This window comes from Longimicrobiaceae bacterium (assembly GCA_035696245.1).
Taxonomy (GTDB): domain Bacteria; phylum Gemmatimonadota; class Gemmatimonadetes; order Longimicrobiales; family Longimicrobiaceae; genus DASRQW01.
The window spans coordinates 1-19,108 of sequence record DASRQW010000424.1 but is presented as its reverse complement, the minus strand read 5'-3'; the positions used below and the strand labels follow the sequence as shown (position 1 = coordinate 19,108).

Sequence of the window (19,108 nt, the reverse complement as noted above, 5' to 3'; positions counted from 1 at the left end):
GGGCGCGACCTCACCGCCGTGCTGCTGCTGGGCGCGGCGGGCGGCGCCATCGCGGCGCTCAGCCCGGTGGCCATCGGCGTCATCTTCAACACGGTCATCCCCGGCGCCGAGCGGGGCCAGCTCTTCCAGTCCACCGTGGTCCTGCTCGCCCTCGCCATCGCCGGGGCGATGTTCCAGGTCACGCGCACCCTGGCGCTGATCCGCATCGAGGGGAAGATGACCTCGGCGCTCCAGTCCGCGCTGTGGGACCGCCTGCTCTCGCTGCCGGTGGGCTTCTTCCGCGGCTACACCGCGGGCGACCTCGCCACGCGGGCCATGGGCATCGACGCCATCCGCCAGATCCTCTCCGGCGCCACGGTCACGGCGCTCATCGGCACCCTGTTCTCGCTCTTCAACTTCGCCCTGCTCTTCATCTACGACGCGTCGCTGGCGAAGTGGGCCACGCTGCTCGTGGGCATCGCCGTCGCCGTATCCCTCGTCGCGAGCTGGCTCCAGCTCCGCCATCAGCGCGAGCTGTCCAAGCTCCAGGCGGAGATATCGGGCACCGTCTTCCAGTTCCTCACCGGCATCTCCAAGCTCCGCGTGGCGGGCGCGGAGGTGCAGGCGTTCGCCATGTGGGCCAAGAAGTTCGGCGAGCAGCGGCGGCTGCGCTTCGCCGTGCGCCGCATCGGGACCGTGCTCGCCGCCTTCAACGCCGCGTTCCCCACGCTCGCCGCGCTGGTCATCTTCGCCTTCGCGGCCCAGCGGCTGAGCAGCGACCACGCCGTCCGCACCGGCGACCTGCTGGCCTTCCTCGCCGCGTTCGGCTCGTTCCAGGCGGCCATCCTCTCCACCAGCGCGGCGCTGGTGGCGATGCTCACCGTGATCCCGTATTACGAGAACGCCAGCCCCATCCTCACCGCCCTGCCCGAGTCCGACCTTGGCCGCGCGGACCCCGGCGCTCTGGCAGGGGAGATCGAGGTGCAGCACCTGCGCTTCCGCTACACGGCCGACGGGCCGTGGGCGATGGACGACCTGTCGCTCCACGTCAAACCCGGCGAGTTCGTAGCCCTCGTGGGCCCCTCCGGCTCCGGCAAGTCCACGCTGCTGCGCGTGCTGCTGGGCTTCGAGTCGTGCGAGTCCGGCTCCATCTACTACGACGGGCAGGAGCTGGGCGGGCTGGACGTGCTGGCCGTGCGCCGGCAGATAGGCGTGGTCCTCCAGAACGGCCGGCTGATGCCCGGCGACGTGTTCAGCAACATCGTCGGCTCCTCCCTCTGCACGCTCGACGACGCCTGGGAGGCCGCGCGGATGGCCGGGCTGGACGCGGACATCAAGGCGATGCCCATGGGGATGCACACCGTGGTGAGCGAGGGCGCCAGCACGCTCTCCGGCGGCCAGCGCCAGCGGCTGATGATCGCCCGCGCGGTGGTCACGCGGCCCCGCATCCTCTTCTTCGACGAGGCCACCAGCGCGCTCGACAACCGCACGCAGGCCATCGTCCGCGAGTCGCTGGCGGGCCTCCAGGCCACGCGCGTCGTCATCGCCCACCGACTGAGCACCGTGGCCGGCGCCGACCGCATCGTCGTCGTCAAGTCCGGCCGCATCGTGCAGAGCGGCGCCTACGACGACCTGATGCGCCAGGCCGGCCCCTTTGCCGACCTCGCCAAGCGCCAGCTCGCGTGACGCGGCCGGAGGACGCAGACTTCGTAGATCCGCCCCACATCCGCCGCCGTGCATCGGCCGGCAAGCATCTACCGATCGAAATCGGCTGATCCGGCTTCGGCCGATCGCGTTCGGTCGATCAGCGGATCGCGATTCGGCTGATGGGCATCGGCGGCGAGGTTCGAAGGACGGTGGATGCACGGCCGACGTTCGCCCCCGGCCGATGCGCCTCCGCCGATGCGCGACATGAACGACGTGAATCCCCACATCTCCCACAGGCACCCCATGCGTTCCCCCGCACCGCGCGCCGCGCTCGCCGCCGCCATCGTCCTCGCCGCCTGCGGTCCTCGCCGCGACGTGGCGGAGGAACGCGCCTACCGCGCCGAGCACGGCACAGGCGACATCGTGGTGGGCGCCGCCTGGCCGTGGAAGGCGCGCGCCGGGCTGCTGTACGGCCAGGGGATGGAGATGGCGGTCGACGAGGTCAACGCCTCCGGGGGCATCCACGGCCGCCACCTGCGCATCCTCCGCGAAGACGACGGCGAGTCGGTCGACGAGGGGAGCCTCGTCGCCCAGCGCCTGTCGAAGGACCCCGACGTGGTCGCCGTCATCGGCCACCTCCAGTCGTACGTGACCGTGCCCGCCGCCGCCGTCTACGACCTGGCCGGCATCCCCCTCGTCTCCCCCGCCGCGACGGACCCGGAGCTGACGGGGCGCGGCTACCGGCGGGTGTTCCGCGCCACGTTCACCGACGCGCGCGTGGGCCGGGGGATGGCGGACTACGCGGCGGCGCACGGCTACCGGCGCGTCGCCATCTTCTACGTGCGCAACCCGTACGGCCGCGGCCTCGCCAACGCGTTCGAGGAGCGCGCCGCCGAGCTGCAGATGGAGATCGCCGCGCGCCAGTCGTACGACCCCAACGCCGACGCCAGCCAGCGCGGCACCGAGCAGATCGTGGCGGACTGGAAGGGGCTGAACCTCGACGCCGTCTTCATCGCCGGCGAGGCGCCGCAGGGGCCGCTCTTCGTGGCCGAGCTGCGCCGCCAGGGCATCCGCGCGCCCATCCTGGGCGGCGACGCGCTGGGCATACCCGACGCGCTACGGGTAGGCGGCAGCGCGGTGGAGGGCACCGTGGTCGCCTCCGCCTTCCACGCGGGCGACGTACGGCCCGAGGTGCGCCGCTTCGTGGACGCGTTCCGCAAGCGCTACGGCGTGCAGCCCGACGTGGGCGCCGCGCTGGGCTACGACGCGGTGGGCGTGCTCGCCCAGGCCATGCGCCGCACGCCCACCCCCACGCCGGAGCACATCGCCGCGGCGCTGCGCTCCACGCACGCCTGGCAGGGCGTGACCGGCCCCTTCACCTTCGACGACCACGGTGACCTGGTGGACAAGCCGGTGCGCAAGATGGTCGCGCACGCCGGCCGCTGGGAGTACCTGGACGAGTCGCACGGCATCCCCGGCGCCGCACCGGCCGCGGTCCCCGCGCGTACCTCGCTCCGGGCAGGCCAGCCGTCGGGACCGGGAGATGCGGGGCGGGCCGCCGGCGGGCGCACCGAATGAACGCGCGCGACTTCCGCGCGGACGTCCTCCGCGCCCACGGCGCCACGGAGGCCGAGGCCGAAGAGCTGCTCGCGTACGGCCAGTCGCCATTCGAGATCCCCGCCGAGTCCGGACCGTTTCCTCTCCCCGACGAGCCCTTCGTCGCCGCCTGGGAGTCGTACGCGCACGAGGCGGAGACGCGCGGCGCGTGGGCCGTGCTCCGCGAGCGCCTGGTGCAGCTGCGCTTCCCCGTCGCCGCGGGCGTGAGCGCAACCGACGCCTACCAGGCGGCGACCAAGCGCGGCATCCCCCCGCCGGAATCGGGAGATGCGGTGAGGCTGCGCGCGCGCGAGCGGCTGGAGATCCGCATCCATCCCACGCCCGCCGGCCATCTCCCCGTTGTCATCGCGGATGACCGGGAGGATTTCGTCACCCTGGTCCGCGCGCTCGCCCGCCGCAACGAGCCGGACCCGATCCCTGCGTCGATGGGCGCGTGCATCGTGGCCGGCTTCAACAACTGGGACCGCGTCGCCTCGCTCAGGGGAGATTGGGAGCGGGAGAATCCCGGCACGCCGGGAGACGGCTGGGCAGCCCGCTTCCGCGAGATCGTCCCCCGGAAGGAGCTCTACCAGGACCGCTTCGTCCTGCTCAGCCGCAGCCCGTACAGCGGCGTCCCTGCCGCCGCGCTGGGGGTGGACGACGGCGAGTGGGCGGATCTCTCGCTTCGGATCCGCCTGGAGCACGAGTGCACGCACTACTTCACCCGCCGCGTCTTCGGGTCGATGCGCAACACCGTGCACGACGAGCTGATCGCCGACTACATGGGCATCGCCGCCGCCGCGGGCCGCTTCCGGCCGGACTGGCTCCTGCGCTTCCTGGGGATGGAGGACTTCCCTCGCTTCCGCGAGGGCGGGCGCTTGGCGAACTACCGCGGCAAGCCCCCGCTGGGCGACGCCGCATTCCGCGTCCTCCAGTCGCTCGTCCACGCCGCCGTGAGCGCGCTCGCGGCGTTCGACCGCGCCCGCACGGAAGCCTGGACCTCGCCGGAAGAGAAGGCGCGCATCATCGCCCTTCTCGCATCCACCACGCTCGAAGAACTCGCGTCGGCGGGAGCGGGCGAGCGCCTGAGAGAGACAGCCGTCACAGCCGCGACGCCCGGTTGACGACACGTATTGACACCAATACGAATCCGCAGTAGTGTACGATCCCCGTCCGTTACAGGACGCCGCGGAGAAGCACGGAGCACGTCGGCGCAGTTTCAGTTGCGCGCTTCTGTGCGCACTCCGGCCTCCACGGGATATACGCACCCTGTCCCTTCCGCGCATTGCGGCGGGGAGGGGTGTGCCAGGCGGCAAGCCCATTCCGAGCCACAAAAACGCCGGCCTCCTCACTTTGGCTGGCGAGAAGCACCCCTCTATTTGCCCCGCCCTCCCGGCTTTCCGTAAGGGCGGTACCCCGGTTGAGCTGGAAACCTTCGTACGCGCGGGTGACCCATGGTGGCGATCGCACTGGAAAGCTGTATTCGGCAGGACCAGTCGGAGCTGGCGCGCAGCGTGGAAGAGCTGTCGGTGCGCCACTGGGGGCGCAAGGAGGCGGTGAAGCTGATCGGGGTGGACCCGTGCCTGCTGGAGGCACAGGAGAAGATCCAGCGGTTCGCGCGGTCGGAGAGCCCCGTGCTCATCACCGGCGAGACGGGCACGGGCAAAGAGCTGTTCGCCAAGGCGCTGTACCTGCTGGGGCCGCGCGCCGGCCGGCCCTTCCTGCGCATCAACTGCGCGCAGTACAACGACGGCAACCTCATCGCCAGCGAGCTGTTCGGCCACAAGAAGGGCAGCTTCACCGGCGCCATCGGCGACCACCGCGGAATCTTCGAGGAAGCCAACGGCGGCGTCGTCTTCCTCGACGAGATCGGCGAGCTGACCCCCGGCGCCCAGGCCATGCTCCTCCGCACCCTCGGCGAGGGCGAGGTGGTGCCCGTGGGCGGCAGTTGCGTGCGGCGCGTGGACGTGCGGGTGATCGCCGCCACCAGCCGCGACCTGCGGCCCATGGTCAAGGCAGGCACCTTCCGCGCGGACCTCTTCTACCGGCTCCGCTACCTGTGGCTCCACGTCCCCGCACTTCGCGAGCGCGGCGACGACTGGGAGCTTCTCACGGGCCACTACCTGGGCCTGCTCAACTCGCGCTGGTCCAACCGCAAGCGCCTCTCCCCCTCGGCTTCGGAGACGCTGCGAACGTACCACTGGCCCGGAAACGTACGCGAGCTCCGCAGCCTGGTGGACATGGGCTTCCACCTCGCCGACGGCGAGGTCATCCAGCCGCGCGAGTTCGCCGACGCGCTGGAGCCCTCCGGCGAAGGTCATTCGTACACTGTGGCGAACGGCAACGGGAATGGCGCCGCCCACGCCAACGGAACCGTCGAGGCTTGCTACGAGCGCATGGTCCGCGGCGGCGAGAGCTTCTGGCTGGTGGTCCACACGCCCTTCCTGGACCGCGAGCTGAGCCGCAGCGAGGTGCGGCAGATCGTGGCCCGCGGCCTCCGCCAGACCAACGGTAGCTACAAGCGCCTGCTCAAGCTCCTGGGCCTCCAGGCCGAAGACTACCTCAAGTTTATGGACTTCCTCCGCCACCACCGCCTCAAGCCCGAGCTACACGTCTGACGGCGGGGGGGGTCGGCAAGCTGATCGATGGCGTCCCGAGGAGAATGACGAGACGAAGCCCCGGCGCGAATTTTCGCACCGGGGCTTCACTTTCTACGGCTGTCTTCACCTTCTCGGTACAACATCTACCGATCAAGCCTGAACCCGAGCAGGGAAGCGGCGGATTGCATGGCGGGATGCGCCAACGAGAGCGCCTGCGGCTGGCCGTACGAGAGGTCGGAGACGGGCACACGGTCCAGGAAGAGCACCACTGTGTGCCAGTCGCCCATCAGCGACGACCACCAGCGGAAGCCGGGGTAGCCCGCGCGGAAGAGCGACCGGGAGATGGACTGAGTCCGCTGCACGTCCCGGCTCGCCAGCGCATCCGGGCGGATGCCCAGGCTGGACAGGATCGCAGGATCGGTCAGGTCGGCCAGCCTGCCCGGGATTTCGCGCGGCAGCTTGACCTCCACCACCGCCAGCGCCTTGCCGAACCGGCGCAGGTGAGTGGCCCCCACCAGGCACCCGCGGAACGACTGCATCACCTCGCCCACGGCGTGCGCGGGCGACTCGGCCATGTAGAGCACGAGCGGGGCGCCCAGGTCGAAACGCCCGCTCCCCTGCACCGGCGGCACGAACCGCGGCGAGAACGGCTCCCCGTCCGCCGCGGCGGGGTCCCACGGGAACGCGCGCCAGCACGAGAGCCCCGCCGCCTCGGCCATCATCAGGCGAAGGCGCCGCTCTTCTCGGCCTCGAGGGCACGTACGACCTCGGAGAGGCGCCCGTCGCGGACGACGTCGACGGGGCGGCGGTTGCCCAGGTGCGCGTTCGTCCCGTGCAGCCAGTCGTGGATGGCGTCCTCGTCGACGAAGCCGTCGAGCAGGGAGACCACGATGCCTAGGTCGCGCAGCAGGCGCGCGTTCTCGGCTTCGGGGGGATGGCCCTGCTTCCAGCGGGTGACGCGGCTGGGGCTCACCGGGAACACCTCGGCGAGCGCCGCGTCGGTGGAGAAGCCCCGCCGCGCGTTCAGGTACGAGGCGTAGCGCAACGTCTGGCCCACGCTGTCGAGGAGCGGGGCGTACGCGGCGGAGGCGTACTCTTCGGCGGCGAGCACCTCGCGGACCTGCGCCGGCCGGCGGGCGCGCTGGGCGGCGGTTTCGTAGACCGTTTCACCTTCGGGACGTTTGCGGCGTGGCATGCGAGTTCTCCCGGCGTCGAGGTTCACGCAACGAATTTAATGCGCAATTCATCATCACACAAGAGAATTCGCTCCTCGCACGCAATATACCGCGTTCGCAACATCTCCCGACAGCGCTTCCGGCTCTACTTCCCAGGCACGCAACAGGATTGCGCCCGTGCGGGTGCCGTCTATCTTCCCCCAGGCAGACCCGCGCCTCGGCATGACGCGCGAGCTGCTCCGACGTCTCCTGCCCAGCCGCCTCCGGACGGCACGTCCCGCCGTCCCGCCCACGCCCGCTCCCCTCCGCACGCCACGATGACCTGGCAGTACACACCTCATCTCGTTCCCCTGCTCGTGTCCGGCGCGATCTCGGCGGCGCTGGCCGTGTACGCGTGGCGCCACCGCAACGTGACCGGCGCGTCCGGCTTCATGCTGCTGATGACGGCCTCGGCCGTGTGGTCGCTGGTGGACGCGCTGTACTTCGCCGCGACGGGGCTGGAGGCCAAGCTGTGGTCCGCGAAGCTATTGCATCTGGGCGCCACGATGGTGCCGGTGGGGTGGCTGATCCTGGTGCTCCAGCACACGGGGCGCACCGCGTGGCTGACCCGGCGGAGACTGGCGGTGATCGCGGCGGTGCCCGTCGTGACGCTGGCGCTCATCTTCACGAACGAGCTGCACGGGCTGTACTGGAGCAAGTTCGAGCTGTCGGTGCGCGGCGGGCTGGTGGTCACCAACAACACTGCCGGGCCCCTCTTCTGGTTCCACCTCGTCTACGCGTGGGCCCTTATCACGCTCAGCATCCTGCTGCTGCTGGGGAGCGCGGGCGAGGGATCCGCGCTCCAGCGGCGGCAGGCGCGGGTGCTGCTGATCGCGGCCATCCTGCCGTGGCTGGGCAACGTGCTGTACTACCTGCGGCTCGTGACTTTTGCCGCGAACCCGATGCCCTTCCTCTTCACGCTGAGCGGCATCGCGCTGGCGTGGGGCGTGTTCCGGTTCCGGCTGTTCGACATCGTCCCGGTGGCGCGCGACGCGGTAATCGAGGGAATGAGCGACGCGGTGGTGGTGCTCGACGCGGAGAGCCGAATCGTGGACTTGAACCCGGCCGCGCGCCGCATCATCGGGCCGCTGGCGGAGGTGGGGATCGGGAAGATGGCGTCGCACGTGCTGAGCGCGTGGGCCGACGGCATCCGTCCGAACCCCGCGACGGGCGCCGCGCAGGCCGAGATCCGCCTGGGCGAAGGCGACGCGCGCCGCGACTACGACCTGCGCATCTCGCCGCTGCTGGATCCCAAGGGCTTCCTCAGCGGCAAGCTGCTGGTGATGCACGACGTGACAGAGCGCAAACGCGGCGAGGAGGAGCTGCGCGTCGCGAAGGAGGTCGCGGAGCAGGCCAGCCTCACCAAGACGCAGTTCCTGGCGAACATGAGCCACGAGCTGCGCACGCCGCTCAACGCCATCATCGGCTTCTCGGAACTGCTGATGGAGGAGGTTGAGGACCGCGGATTGGACGAGCTGTCGCCAGACCTGGAACGCATCCGCGACTCCGGCCGGTCGCTGCTGGGGCTGATCAACGACATCCTGGACGTGTCGAAGATCGAGGCGGGGAAGATGGACATCTACCCGGAGACGTTCGGCCTTGCGGCGCTGCTGGGCGAGGTGCTGGCGACCGTTCGCCCGCTCGCGGCCAAGCGCGGCAACGAGCTGCGGATGGAGAGCCGGCCGGACCTGGGCACCATGCGCACGGACGTCACCAAGCTGCGGCAGATGCTGCTGAACCTGCTCAGCAATGCCCTGAAGTTCACCGAGCGCGGCACCGTAACCGTCGCCGTCGAGCGGACGGAGGACGGCCGCCGCGTCGCCTTCCGCGTGACCGACACGGGAATCGGGATGACGGAGGCGGAGATGGGGCGCCTCTTCCAGCCGTTCACGCAGGCCGACGCGTCCACCACGCGGCGCTACGGCGGCACCGGCCTGGGCCTCACCATCACCCGCCGGTTCTGCGAGATGCTGGGCGGCGAGATCGGCGTGGAGAGCGAGCCCGGCCGCGGCACCGGATTCACCATCACCCTCCCGGCAGAGATCGACACGCCTGCCACGGTGCCGGACTCCATCGCCCTGCCAGGCATCCCACGTCCCGCGACGCTGGCACCCGCAACGGGCTGAGGATCGAGCGCCACACACCGCCCTTCCCGGGATTCGTCGCACACGCTCACCGTATGGAACTGCGATGGGATACGGGAGATTGACGTGTTCGAAGACGCACTTCGATCGGCGGACAAGGATGCGTATGAGCAGAGGGGCTGCCTCCCACGCGGAAGGCAGCCCCTCTCTGAGTCGATAGCGTCTGGTGCTACAGGTGAACCGAGAGGCCCACGCCGGCGGTGACGTAGTCGAAGTCGCTGATCTTCCGGTAGCCGATGGCGGGCGTCAGCGTGAGGCCGCCGCCAAGCGGGTAGTCGCCGCCAAGGCGGGCTTCGAAGCCCGTGTCGCCGTTGTGGAAGAGCGCGCCGACCTGGACGAACGACATGTACTGCCCGCCGCCGGTGCCCAGCAGCGCCTTGCCGCCCACGTCGAACCCGTCGTCGCGCACTTCGATTCCGGCGGTCTTGCTGTCGAAGTTGAAGCGGCTGTATCCGCCGTACACCGCAAAGCGCGGCGTGAGGGTTAGCGCCGCGTCTGCAATGAAGCCTACGCCCGTCTTGGCGATTTCGCGTGCGGTGTTCACGGGGATGCCCACGTCCACGCGGACCTCGGCGGAGATGGGGAGCATGCCGGTCTGCGCGGCGGCGTGGCGGGTGCCGGCAGCCGTGGCGAGCGCGATCAGAAGGCCCGCGAAAGCTTGCTTCTTCATGGGAGCCGTGAGGATACGGTTCACGATCGGCCCTCCCGCTGGACGGGAGGGAGGAAGGGCGGCGCCGTCACGCCTTCGCCGCCCGCTGCCGTGGTGGAACTCCCCAGCCGGGCGATGGTTCCCGGCCGCCGCACCCGCGACGCACGGAACTCCGGCAGGAACATCGCATCAACGGAAGCGACGTGATCGAGAAGGCTGCGGCGGCAGGAAGCGCGGAAGTCGGGTGGGATGTGGCTCGGCCGTCGTCGGCCGGTCAGCGGCGGACGATGGACAGCGTCAGCGCGTCGAGCGACGAGCCGACCAGCGTCCCGGCGGCGGAGTCGGCGCGGGCGTTGAGGGTGCTGCTGTAGGTGACGTCCACGTAGCCGGGCGCGGCGAGGCGCAGGCCCAGCGAAGTCAGCACGTGCGTGCCGGTCACCGTCACGGGGACCGTGGACGAGGCGGCGGCCACGGTGCCCGTGCCGGTCACGTCCTGCCCGCTCTCCTTCAGGTCCAGCGCGAAGGTGAACGTGCCCGCGGCGCCGGTGGTCGTGCCGGTCCAGTGCCCGGTTACCGGCACCGCGTTCGGGACGGCCGGGTTGTCGCTGCCGCACGCGGCGAGCAGGAGCAGGACTGCGAGCGGGGCGGCGGAGTATCGCATGGCGCGGTTGCGGAGCGAGGATCGTCGGGTCATGCCGGATCTTAGTGCGGGTTCGCGGCGCGGGCAATCCGTCCGGCCCTGCGCGCCTGCCGATGTGTCGGGGCGAGAACGGGCGGCGGACGGAAGTTGCGTCGCGCGGACCGCTACGGAGCCCGGCGGTACTGCTGCCGGTCTCCTCCGCGGGGGCGGGCAGCCTCCTCCTCCGGCGGGCCGATACTGCCTGGCCCGCCTCCGTCCGGGGTCTCCCCGCCCCGGCAGGAGCCTCGCGCCATCCGCGCACGCCGACGCATCACGCCGCGCGAGTCTCCCGCCGTACATCATCTTTCGGGTACGGCGGAAAGGCGTTCCAGGCACCGCCGCCGTTCGGGGGCGCAAGTGCGGTCCGGCAGCGTTCTTGCCTCGCAAGGCGGGCATGGCGAGCAAGCTGCAGATCCATCAGACCACGCGCTCCGAGACGGCGGTCCCCGGCGGCCGCCGCGTGCTGCTCGAGTTCCGCACCATCGGTGAGCCCATCCCCGGCGTGCTCCTGCTGCCCCATGCGTCCGGCCCGGTGCCCGGCGTGCTGATGCTGCACGGCTACTCGTCGCGGAAGGAGCACCTGTCCGAGAGCATCGGGCCGGCACTGCTGCGGCGCGGAATCGCCAGCCTGTCGGTGGACTTGCCGCTGCACGGCACGCGCGCGGACCCTCTGCAGATGCAGGCGGCGCGCAACCCGCTCGCCATCTTCTCGCTCTGGCGCCAGGCGCGGACGGAGACGCAGCTCGCGGCGCACTACCTGCGCGCCCGCCGCGAGATCGACGCGGGATGCACCGCCGTGCTGGGCTACTCGCTCGGCTCCTTCCTCTCCGTGCAGCTCGCGGCCGACGACAGGCAGCTCCGCGCCGTCGTCCTGGCCGCGGGCGGCGACCTGCCGGGCGGAACGCCGCTCGCCAGCATTGCGCGCGGCGTGGCGGACCCGGTGCGCGCCGTCCGCAAGCTCGCCGGCCGGCCGCTGCTGATGGTGCACGGCCGGAACGACCGCACAGTGCGCCCGGAGCAGGCCGAGCGCCTCTTCGCCGCGGCGGGCGAGCCGAAGGAGATCCGCTGGTTCAATGCCGGCCACATCCTCCCGCCCGACGCGATCGAGTGGACGGCCGGCTGGCTCGCCGACCGCCTCCGCGGCCCCGCCGCCACCGCCCAGGCGGGCTGACGGATCGCCTCGCATCCGCCGAATCCCCGCCCCGATCGAACAGCGGCCGCTCGTCGCGTCCGCATCTACAGCATCTCCCGCGACTGTCGTCATCACCGCTGCTCATCCGCTGAAGACTCCTCGCATCGACTTTGGAGATCGCTCCTGATGTGGGATGCGAGCCCATCTGCCGATATTCGTCTCCCGACGTTCACCCGCGTGTTCATCGGCAGATGGAACGCGGGGAAGCGATTCCAGCCGTGCATCTCCCGACCGTCCGTGTGGAGCCTTGACGCGGCGCCGGCCTGGGTGGCACCCGCTGTGCGGTTAGGGGGCAGATTCCGAGACGTGGCGGGCCGCTCCTGACCGCCGGCCAGATTCCGAGACGAGAATGAACGACCAAGCCAATCGTGCCCCCGCGGCGGCGCGCCCGCCGACGCCCGCCCGCACCGCCGCGGCTCCCGAGCCGGAGCACCACCGTGCGGAAGGCGAGGAGCGGGTGGTGCTGGTGGACGGCTCCAACGTGGCCCACTCCAGCGAAGGCGAGCACCCGCTGCTGCACAACATAGAGCTGGTGTGCCGCAAGCTGGTGGACGAGGGCTACGAGCCGCTGGTGCTGACCGACGCGGCGCTGCGCCACCAGATCGACGACAAGGCGGCTTACGAGGCGTACATCGAGGAAGGCAAGATCCGCCAGGCGCCCGCGGGCACCGACGCGGACTACTTCATCCTGGCGTTCGCGCGCGAGCTGGATGCCAGCATCGTCTCCAACGACCGCTTCCGCGACCGGCAGGACGCCTTCCCGGACGCGCGCGAGCGCATGATCCGCTACATGATCCTGGCCGAAGAGGTCGTCTTCGAGCGCCGCAACCGGCCCCGCTGAGGCCGCACGCGTGGCTTGTCCGCCGTCGCGGCGGGGGGTAGTTTGGGTGCGACCCTCCGCCCGCTCCGCATCCCCGGCGGACCCCTTCCGTTCCCGCACGAAGCATCCCCGTTGTGAGAGACGTATCGCTGTACCACGGTGAGGGCCACGGCTGGATCGAGGTGATCACCGGCGTCATGTTCAGCGGCAAGAGCGAGGAGCTGATCCGCCGCGTGCGCCGCGCCCTCATCGCCAAGCGGCGCGTGCAGGTGTTCAAGAGCGCGCTGGACGACCGCTACGCCGGGCTCAAGCGCATCAGCTCGCACGACGGGTCGGGCGTGGACGCGGTGCCCATCCGCTCCAGCTTCGAGCTGGCCGAGAAGGCGCACCGCGACGCCCACGTGATCGCGGTCGACGAGGTGCAGTTCCTGGACGACGGCATCGTGGACGTGCTTTCGCTGCTGGCCGACCGGGGCACGCGGGTGATCGTGGCGGGCACCGACATGGACTTCCGCGGCGAGCCGTTCGGCCCCATCGGCGCGGTGCTCTCCATCGCCGAGACGGTGGACAAGCTGCACGCCATCTGCGTTCTGTGCGGCAACCTGGCCACGCGCAACCAGCGCCTGGTGGATGGCGAGCCGGCGCCGTACGAGGCGCCCATCATCCAGGTGGGCGGGGCGGAGAGCTACGAGGCACGCTGCCGCCGCTGCCACCAGGTGCCGTCCGAGAGCCGGTTCCAGACGTCGCTGCTCGACCTGATCGACGCGGAGCCGGAAGATGCCGTCGTCCTCACGCACGAAAGCCTGAAGCGCGTGAGCTGAGCCGCTGCGGATCGCGGCGGGATCCGTCGATTCGAGATCGTCGATGGTGGAGGGACGAAGGGCCCGGCGCGGGATGCGCCGGGCCCTTCGTCGTCGGCCACCATTGTGCGAACGGCGCTCTTGCGTAAGATCAATAGGGGACTATTTTGCACGACCACCGACGCCGGACGTCGGCCGCGGCCACACCGCTTCAGCAGGCCCACGCCATCTGCCCGACGCCCCTCCGAATCCACCCTCCTCCCACGCCGGTGAGCCATGGCCTCTCCGTCCACCCTCGTCGTCGGGCACTGCACGTCCACCACCGCGAACATCTTCTGCGCCGTTCCGGCGGGCACCGCGCCGGGCATGATGGCGCGCCTGCATTGGAGCGCAAACGGGAAGGCCGCAACCCTCGACCTGCCGCTCCAGGCAGCGGGCGCGTACCGGGTGGGCGTCTTCAAGCTGACGGGGCTGCCGCCTGCCGCGGTGGTCACCTACGCCGTGGACACGGCCCCCGCGCCGGCGGCGCTCGCCACGAGCACCGTGATGTTCGCCGCGGGAACACACAGCTTTCGCTTGCTGCCGGACAAGCGCCCGCCGCGGGTGGCGTTCGTGAGCTGCAACGGCACGTACGCCTTCACGCCCGAGGAGCGCAGGTTCGTGGTGTGGAAGAAGCTGAAGCACCACATCGACGCCGGAGACGTGGACATGGTGGTCCACGGCGGCGACCAGATCTACGCCGATGTGATCTGGATGAAGCACGACAACGACCACACGAACCGCGGGCTCACCCCCTCGCAGACCGAGCGCGTGGCGGCCCTCGCCGACCAGTACCGCGGCCTGTACCTGAAGACGTGGGGAGCGCCCGAAGTGGCGGCGGTGCTGGCTTCGGTGCCCAACGCGATGACGTGGGACGACCACGACGTGTACGACGGGTGGGGGTCGCATGACGACGACGACCACGGTCCGCAGCAGGCGTTCTTCGCCGCCGCGCGACAGGCGTACTCGGAGTTCCAGGTCAGCCACTCGGCTGGCCCCGTCGACCCCGCATCGTCCTTCCTGCGCGCGTGGACTCACGGCCGCGTAGGGTTCCTGCTGCTCGACACGCGGAGCAACCGCATGTGGAACCGCAGCCGCGTTCTGGGCGACGCACAGATCGCGGCTGCCAAGGCATGGGTGGACGCGAACGCGAAGGGGCTGAAGCGCCTCTACGTCGTGTCCAGCATCCCGCTCGTGCACGCCTCGGTCGCCGCGGCGTTGGCGCTCCTGAAGGTGTGGCCCGGCACCGAGGAGATCGAAGACGACCTGCGCGACTCGTGGGTGGCGAGCAACAACCGCAACGAGTGCCAGAGGCTCGTCAAGTGGCTGTTCGGGGTCCAGGCTGCCAACCCAGGCCTTCAGGTCACGGTGCTGGGTGGCGACGTGCACGTGGCGGCGCTGGCCGAGATCCGTTCCAAGCTCCCCGCACACCTCGGCGGCGGCCAGGTGCCGCCACGGATCTTCCAGGTCACGTCTTCGGGTATCGGGACGCCGCCGCCGTCCGGCATCACGCTCAAGCTGATGAAGCTCGCCACGGGCGGCGAGATCGAACTGGGCACACCGGACATCGTGGGGCGGCTGGTGCGCATCAACGGCTCGCGAGACGTGATACTGGCCCAGCGCAACTTCGTGGTGCTCAACCTGGAGGACAACGACAAGCCCGGCGAGTGGGAGCCCCGCGGCAACCTGCGCGTGGACTACTTCGTGGAGCGCGGCGACGATTGCGACCTGCTTCCGCAGATCCTGAACGGCCCCGGCTGAGGCGCAGAAAATCGGCGGATGAGACGAAGGGCCCGGCGCGGGATGCGCCGGGCCCTTCGTCGTGTCGTCGTGTGCTGGAGATTGGAGGCGGCGGAGGCGGGCCCCCTCCCCTGCCCCTCCCCCAGAACTACCTGGGGGAGGGAGAGGTTTCGTGCATGCCGGACGGGTGATGCGCGCCGAAGCAGGGGCGGACGATGTGCGTCGGAGCGTCAGCTTTCGACGGGGTTGCCGTTCTCGTCGACGACCACGACGGGGGCGAGGTGGAGGGCGCGGAGGCCGGGCTCCACGACCTTGCGGTCGCCCACGACCACGATGGCGGCGTGGTCCGGGTCCCAGTACTTGGTGGCGGCGGCGGTCAGGTCGTCGCCGCTCAGCGAGCGGATGCGCTCGGAGTAGGTGTTGTAGAAGTCCGTGGGCACGCCGTTCTGGATGAGGTCCGACACCGCCTGCGCCATCTGCGACACCGTCTCGAAGCGCAGGGGGAGGCCGGCGGTGCGGTTGTCCTTGGCGAACGACAGCTCGGCCGGGGCGATGGGGCGCGCGCCGCGGATGCCGCGCAGCTCGCTCATCCACTCGACCAGCGCGCTGTCGGTCTTGGCGGCCACGATGTCGGACGACGAGCGCAGGGTGCCGGGCTGCGGCGGGCGGCGCCACACCAGTTGCGAGTTGGCGCCGTACGTGAACGCGTGCTTCTCGCGCAGGTTGCTGTTGAGCCGGCTGCCCGAGAGGCCGCCGTACACCGTGTTCATCGCGTCGAGCGCGTAGAAGTCCGGCGTGTCGCGGCCAGGGCCCACGGTGCCCACGACCACGGTGCTCTGCGGCGAGTTGGGGCGGTCCAGCAGGTAGATGGTGGTGGGCGCGGCCGCGCGCGGGGCGGGCACGTCGAAGCTGGCCTTCCTGCCGCCCGCCGGCCAGGCGCCCAACACGCGCTCCAGCTTCTGCGCCGCCACGTCGGGCGTGACGTCGCCGACCACCACGAGCTTCACGTTCTGCGGCCGGTACCAGTCCGAGTGAAAGGCCACCAGGTCCTCGCGCGTGATGCCGCCCACACTCTGCTCGCTGGGCGTGCGCGCGAACGGGTGCGAGGCGCCGAACACCACCGAGTTGAAGACGTGGTCCGCCAGGAAGCCCGGCTGCTCGCGCAGACGCCGCAGGTTGGCGACGGTGTTGGCCTTGCTGCGGTCCAGCGCCACCTGCGGAAAGGCGGGGTGCATGAGCATGTCGCCCAGCAGCTCGATGGAGCGGTCGAGGTTACGGGTGATGGTGGTGAAGCCCTGCGGCGTGACCGGGTTCCCCAGGTCGGCGAACGCCTCCGCGAGCTGGTCGGCGTTGCGCGTGGTGGTGCCCTCGTTGAGCATGGCCGCCACCAGGGCGGAGAGCCCCGCCTTCCCATCGGGATCGTTCAGCCCTCCCGCGTCGATCACCGTGCGGACGGAGACGACCGGGATCTGGTGGTTCTGGATCACGGCCACGGAGATGCCGTTGCTGAGCGTGCGCATCTCCACCGTGGGCAGGCGGAAGGGCGCGGCGGGCGGCGCCACCGGCCGGTGCGAGCGGTCCAGCGGCGTCTGCGCGACGGCCGAGGTCGCGGCGGCGCCGAGCGCGAGGGCGGCCGCCAGGGTGCGCCGGAAAGCGGCGCGCGTCGTGGTCGTCATCAGTTCGTCCCCCCGGCGGTGGTCGTTGGGGCGGCGGCCGTCGCGGCGGCGGCGCGCGGAGTCACGTTGGTGTACGGCAGCGAGGGCTTGCTCACCTGGTCCAGCTTGCCCGCCGGCACCATGCTGAGCACCACGCGGCCGCGGGTGAGGTAGCGGCGCGCCACGCGCTGCACGTCGGCCGGGGTGACGGCCTGGGACTTGGCTAGGTCGGTGCGGTACGAGAGAGGGTCGTGATAGAACACCTCGCCCTCGGCCATCTTCTCGGCGCGGGCCAGGCTGAACTGCAGGCCCGTGACGGCGTCCACCAGGTCGTAGTTCTTCACCCGCTGCACCTCTGCCCGGGCGAGCGGCGCCGTTTTGACCGCGGCCACCACGCTGTCGACCACCGCCTCGATGTCGCTGAGAGACGCGTTGGGCCGCGGCGTCACCGTGACGTGGAAGAAGCCGCCGTCCTCGAACGCGTTGTTGAAGGCGAAGACGTTGCTGGCGAGCTGCCGGTCGTACACGAGCACCTTCCGCAGGCGGCTGGTTCGGTCCAGCGTCAGGACCGACCCCAGCGCGTCCAGCGCGTAGTGGTCTGCCGCGTGGTTGCCCACGCTGGGCCAGCTGAAGGTGATCTGCGGGGCGCGTGCGCGCGAGTCCTCCAGCACCAGCCGCTTCTCCGCCGGCAGCGTCAGGTCCGCCAGGCGCGGGCGGACGATGGCGGGGCCGCGCGGGATCGCGCCGAAGTAGCGGTCCAGCAGCTGCCTGGTGCGCGCCACGTCGATGTCGCCGCTGATGGCGATGGTGGCGTTGTTGGGCGCGTAGTACGTGCGGAAGAAGTCCTTCACGTCCTCGAGCGACGCCGCCGACAGGTCGGTCATCGACCCGATCACGGGCCACGAGTACGGGTAGGTGCCGGGGAACAGCGCCGCCGTCGTCACCTCGTCGGCCACGCCGAAGGGCTGGTTGTCCACCCGCAGCCGCCGCTCGTTCTTCACGATCTCGCGCTCGGCGTCCAGGCGCTCCTGCGTGAGGCGCTCGAGCAGCGTGGCCATGCGGTCGGACTCCAGCCAGATCGCCGTCTCCAGCTGGTTGCTGGGCACCGTCTCGAAGTAGTTGGTGCGGTCTTCGGTGGTGGTGCCGTTGAAGCTTCCGCCGATGGACTGCACCAGCCGCCGGTGCTCGCCGCTGGCCACGTTCTGCGACCCCTCGAACATCATGTGCTCGAACAGGTGCGCGAAGCCGGTGCGGCCGGGCTTCTCGTTCTTCGACCCCACGTGATACCACACCGTGAGCGCGGCCACGGGGGCCGAGTGGTCTTCGCTCAGCAGCGCCGTCATCCCGTTGGGCAGCACGTAGCGAACCATGGGGATGGTGGGCACGTCGATTCCGGCGGATGCTCGTGCGCCGCTCTGCGCCCGCGCCGCGCCGCCGTACAGCAGGCAGGCTGCGGCCAGGGCGGCTCGTGCGGACCGTACCGTTCGAGTCATGGGCACTCTCGGGGATGGGGTTGGACTGCGTGGGGGAGATAACCTGCGGAACTGCTCGGGCCGACCGTTCGATGCCGCCGCGGCAAAAACCGTTGCTCGCGGCGCGGAGATGAACGCCGCAACAGCAGCGCATCTGACGCCTAGCTTCGTGGCGCAGGCGATCAACTAGATGTTTAGTTGATCCTAAGCGGGAGTGCATCCGCTGTCAACATCTTTAATTGCGGGTGGGGAAGATGGATAGGCTCCCGCGGACGGTGGTTTATGCGCGCGAATCGCAGGAACGGCTGGACGGCAGATGAACAAGAGGAAGGATTCCGGTAGATGTGCGGACGTAGATGAAATCGCGGACAGGGGCATTCCGGATGCGATAAATCGCACCCCTACATGCGGATGGGTTGGTATGATGTCCATGCCCGCGCTGGCGGCGGCTACTTGAGGGTGTAGATGTAAGCGGCGATGTCGCGGGCTTCGGCGGCGGAGATGCCCATGTACGGCATGGCGGTCTTGGAATCCACGGCGGGCGGGTTGTGGATCCAGGCGGTCATGTTGTCGGGGTTGTTCGGCAGCACGCCGGCGATGTACGAGCGGCCCGCGATGCCGGCCAGCGGCGGCCCCACGGTGGACTTCGCCCCGGGGATGCCGGGAATGGTGTGGCAGCTCCCGCAGCCGTACTTGCGGATCAGCACCGCGCCGTGCTCCGGGCTCCCCATCGCGATCTGCGAGGCGTCGCGCTCATCCGCGTCGCGGCGGCCCGGGCGCGAGCAGGCGGCCATCATCGTGACCGCCAGCACGGCCGAGACCGTCGATGCCGCGCGTCCGCCGAAGCGCCGGCCGCCCCGCATCTCCCGCATCTCCCGCATC

At 70.4% G+C, this 19,108-nt stretch carries 16 protein-coding genes; 9 read left to right on the top strand and 7 right to left on the bottom strand.

Annotation, left to right across the window (positions count from 1 at the left end):
- The 4 genes from VFE05_19055 to VFE05_19040 all read left to right on the top strand — a co-directional run.
- Positions 1-1,665, top strand: a 1,665-nt coding sequence (locus tag VFE05_19055) for an NHLP bacteriocin export ABC transporter permease/ATPase subunit (protein HET6232181.1), incomplete at its 5' end; no start/stop codon positions are given.
- 225 nt (positions 1,666-1,890) lie between these two features.
- On the top strand, positions 1,891-3,204 hold the full coding sequence (locus VFE05_19050) for an ABC transporter substrate-binding protein (GenBank protein HET6232180.1): 1,314 nt from the start codon (positions 1,891-1,893) through the stop codon (positions 3,202-3,204).
- Complete coding sequence (locus VFE05_19045; protein HET6232179.1) at positions 3,201-4,346, top strand: hypothetical protein; 1,146 nt, start codon at positions 3,201-3,203, stop codon at positions 4,344-4,346. The genes VFE05_19050 and VFE05_19045 overlap by 4 nt, the downstream gene beginning before the upstream one ends.
- Before the next feature lie 330 nt (positions 4,347-4,676).
- Complete coding sequence (locus VFE05_19040; protein ID HET6232178.1) at positions 4,677-5,840, top strand: sigma 54-interacting transcriptional regulator; 1,164 nt, start codon at positions 4,677-4,679, stop codon at positions 5,838-5,840.
- 125 nt (positions 5,841-5,965) lie between these two features.
- Here VFE05_19040 and VFE05_19035 read toward each other — a convergent pair whose 3' ends face one another.
- Complete coding sequence (locus tag VFE05_19035; protein ID HET6232177.1) at positions 5,966-6,544, bottom strand: RES family NAD+ phosphorylase; 579 nt, start codon at positions 6,542-6,544, stop codon at positions 5,966-5,968.
- Positions 6,544-7,017, bottom strand: coding sequence for an antitoxin Xre/MbcA/ParS toxin-binding domain-containing protein (locus VFE05_19030; GenBank protein HET6232176.1), 474 nt, complete (start codon positions 7,015-7,017; stop codon positions 6,544-6,546). Before VFE05_19030 ends, VFE05_19035 begins: the two co-directional genes overlap by 1 nt.
- 297 nt (positions 7,018-7,314) lie before the next feature.
- On the opposite strand from VFE05_19030, the gene VFE05_19025 reads away from it, so the two are divergent.
- Positions 7,315-9,162, top strand: a complete 1,848-nt coding sequence (locus VFE05_19025; GenBank protein ID HET6232175.1) for a histidine kinase N-terminal 7TM domain-containing protein — start codon at positions 7,315-7,317, stop codon at positions 9,160-9,162.
- A gap of 187 nt (positions 9,163-9,349) precedes the next feature.
- On the opposite strand, the gene VFE05_19020 is transcribed toward VFE05_19025, so the two are convergent.
- Positions 9,350-9,850 (bottom strand): hypothetical protein, encoded by a 501-nt coding sequence (locus tag VFE05_19020; GenBank protein HET6232174.1) that lies wholly within the window; start codon positions 9,848-9,850, stop codon positions 9,350-9,352.
- A gap of 253 nt (positions 9,851-10,103) precedes the next feature.
- Positions 10,104-10,523, bottom strand: coding sequence for a hypothetical protein (locus VFE05_19015; protein ID HET6232173.1), 420 nt, complete (start codon positions 10,521-10,523; stop codon positions 10,104-10,106).
- A 379-nt stretch (positions 10,524-10,902) separates the two neighbouring features.
- On the opposite strand from VFE05_19015, the gene VFE05_19010 reads away from it, so the two are divergent.
- The 4 genes from VFE05_19010 (at position 10,903) to VFE05_18995 (ending at position 15,120) form a co-directional block, all read left to right on the top strand.
- Complete coding sequence (locus VFE05_19010) at positions 10,903-11,679, top strand: alpha/beta hydrolase (protein ID HET6232172.1); 777 nt, start codon at positions 10,903-10,905, stop codon at positions 11,677-11,679.
- Positions 11,680-12,049: 370 nt separating this feature from the next.
- Positions 12,050-12,541 (top strand): hypothetical protein, encoded by a 492-nt coding sequence (locus tag VFE05_19005; GenBank protein ID HET6232171.1) that lies wholly within the window; start codon positions 12,050-12,052, stop codon positions 12,539-12,541.
- Between the two features lie 113 nt (positions 12,542-12,654).
- The gene (locus tag VFE05_19000; protein ID HET6232170.1) at positions 12,655-13,341 is read left to right on the top strand and encodes a thymidine kinase; all 687 of its coding nucleotides are present in this window, start codon (positions 12,655-12,657) and stop codon (positions 13,339-13,341) included.
- Between the two features lie 255 nt (positions 13,342-13,596).
- Positions 13,597-15,120 carry an alkaline phosphatase D family protein gene (locus VFE05_18995; GenBank protein ID HET6232169.1) on the top strand — a complete coding sequence of 508 codons (1,524 nt, stop codon included), beginning with the start codon at positions 13,597-13,599 and terminating at the stop codon, positions 15,118-15,120.
- A gap of 209 nt (positions 15,121-15,329) precedes the next feature.
- On the opposite strand, the gene VFE05_18990 is transcribed toward VFE05_18995, so the two are convergent.
- The 3 genes from VFE05_18990 to VFE05_18980 form a co-directional block, all read right to left on the bottom strand.
- Entirely contained in the window at positions 15,330-16,775 is a 1,446-nt protein-coding gene (locus tag VFE05_18990) for a pitrilysin family protein (protein ID HET6232168.1), read from the bottom strand.
- Positions 16,775-18,247 (bottom strand): pitrilysin family protein, encoded by a 1,473-nt coding sequence (locus tag VFE05_18985; GenBank protein HET6232167.1) that lies wholly within the window; start codon positions 18,245-18,247, stop codon positions 16,775-16,777. Before VFE05_18985 ends, VFE05_18990 begins: the two co-directional genes overlap by 1 nt.
- Positions 18,248-18,675: 428 nt before the next feature.
- The coding region (locus VFE05_18980) for a c-type cytochrome (GenBank protein HET6232166.1) at positions 18,676-19,108 on the bottom strand (433 nt) is incomplete at its 5' end.